Genomic DNA, 1,671 nt, shown 5'->3' on the forward strand with positions numbered 1-1,671 from the left:
GGCGGGTGCGGGGCACCAGATCGGGCGAGGACGTCGTCGCCTTCCTCGGGATCCCCTACGCCGCCGCCCCGTTCGGCGCCCGCCGCTTCCGGGAGCCCCAGGCGCACCGCCCCTGGCGCGGCGTGCGCCGCGCCGACGCCTTCGGCCCGGTCCCCCCGCAGCCGGACCTGCCCGAGGAGCGGCCCGAGGACGGCGGATGCGTGCTCACCGTCAACGTCTGGGCCCCGCCCGGCCGCGGCCGGGCGCGGCCGGTCCTGGTCTGGGTGCACGGCGGCGCCTACCGCTCCGGGTTCTCGGCCGACCCGCTCTACGACGGCACCCGGCTGGCCCGGCACGGGCTGGTCGTCGTCTCGCTGAACTACCGGGTCGGGTTCGAGGGCTTCGGCCACATCCCGGGCGCCCCCGCCAACCGGGGCCTGCTCGACCAGGTGGCCGCGCTGCGCTGGGTGGCCGCCAACATCGGCGCGTTCGGCGGCGATCCCGGCAACGTCACGCTCGCCGGCGAGTCCTCCGGGGGCGGCTCCGCCGTCTGCCTGGTGGCCATGCCCGCGGCCCGGGGACTGTTCCGCCGGGCCATCGCGCACAGCGTCCCCTACGACTTCTTCACCCCCGAGGCCGCCGCCGCCATCGGCGAACGCGTCGCCGACGCGGCCGGGAGCGCGCCGACCCCCGAGGCACTCGCCGAGCTGCCGCCCGGGGACCTCGTGGACGCCTCGGAGCGGGTGACCGCCGAGTTCCAGTCCGGCGACCCCGCGTCGCTCCGCTCCTACACCACCACCGTCTTCGCGCCGGTGGTGGACGGCGACGTGCTGCCGGCCGCGCCCCTCGCGGCCCTGGAGGGCGGCGCGGGCGCGGCCACCGACCTGCTGCTCTGCCACACGCTGCAGGAGTTCCGGCTCTTCCCCGGGGTCGGCGCCGCGCCGCAGGTCACCGAGCACGACGAGCTGCCCGACGTCGCCCGGGCCTTCGGGCTGCCGCCGCGGCGCGTCGCCGGCTACCGCGCCCTGGCGCCCGAGGCCACCGCGTACGACCTGTACACCATGATCGCGACCGACGGCCGCTACGCCGAGTACGGCACCCGGCTCGCCGAGGCGCAGACCGGCGCCGGCGGCCGCGCCCACCTGTCCCGGTTCGCCTGGCCGAGCCCCGCCCTGGACGGTGTGCTCGGGGCCTGCCACTCCCTCGACGTCCCCTTCGCCTTCCGCAACCTGGACGCCGGGCAGTACGCGCGGTTCCTCGTCGGCGAACCGGGCCCCGCCGAGCACGCACTCGCCGAGCGCATGGCCCGCGCGTGGGCGGACTTCGCCGCGACGGGCGACCCGGGCTGGCCGGCCCTGTCAAGCGGCGACACCCCGGTGCGGGTATGGAACCGCGAGGACGACCTCGTCCACGACGACCCCGCGAGTGGCACGCGCGCGCTGTGGCGGGACGTGGACTTCCACGCGCCCACAAGCGGCGGGCCGTGCTAGGACATGTCCGCCGCGAGGTCCCGTGGTCGGCCGCGGTCCTGCCCGGGGGACCGGCCGAGCGCCCCGGCGCCCGCGGAAGCGGCCCCCTCCGGTCCGGTCACTCCGCCTCGGCCTGTCGGCCCGCGGCGGTGTCCGGGCGGCGCGGGCCGACAGGCCGAGGCGGAGTGACCGGACCGGAGGGGGCCGCTTCCGCGGGCGCCGG

The 1,671-nt window shown here is 78.3% G+C and carries 1 protein-coding gene; it reads left to right on the forward strand.

What is annotated here, in order from left to right:
- On the forward strand, window positions 1–1,469 hold a 1,469-nt coding region (locus DEF28_RS26425; protein WP_147281109.1), incomplete at its 5' end, for a carboxylesterase/lipase family protein.
- Between the last annotated feature and the right edge of the window lie 202 nt (window positions 1,470–1,671).

It is taken from the genome of Marinitenerispora sediminis, assembly GCF_003336425.1.
Taxonomy (GTDB): Bacteria; Actinomycetota; Actinomycetes; order Streptosporangiales; family Streptosporangiaceae; genus Marinitenerispora; species Marinitenerispora sediminis.